Here is a 383-nt window from a genome sequence, read left to right as displayed (position 1 = left end):
GCGCATGCTCAGTCGCAACGACAACTTGCTATTCAAAGCCACGCTCCTGCCTTTGTTCAAGAGCGTCATGACCAAGAGGGCGGTGATCGGTGTGAATCGGTTGCAGCAAAAACTCGAAAACCTGGCGACTGAACCCGCTCGCTGAAACATGGCGAGGCCTTGCGCCATGGAGGCCCGCCCACGCTTCGCTGCGATTTTTTTTCCCGATGAATTTTATTTTTTATCTTGACCCCACCATGCGCTTGCAAACCAGACCCCAATTTCTCGGCATGAGCCTGGCTCTGCTGTTCGCCACCTCCCCGGGCCACGCCCAGGGCGTTTACAAGTGGGTGGATGCCGAGGGCAAGACCCACTACGGCGCACAGCCGCCTGCCACCGAAAAG

General features: G+C 57.4%; 1 protein-coding gene. It reads left to right on the top strand.

Translation table 11 applies throughout. The features are described 5' to 3' along the window. Positions 1–206: 206 nt before the first annotated feature. Positions 207–383: DUF4124 domain-containing protein (locus tag AC1D0P_RS31590; RefSeq protein WP_477680332.1), on the top strand; the 177-nt coding region annotated here is incomplete at its 3' end.

This window comes from Polaromonas sp. P1_G2 (assembly GCF_056405515.1).
The sequence above is the reverse complement of the archived record's forward strand: the minus strand, read 5'-3'. Positions and strand labels throughout refer to the sequence as shown.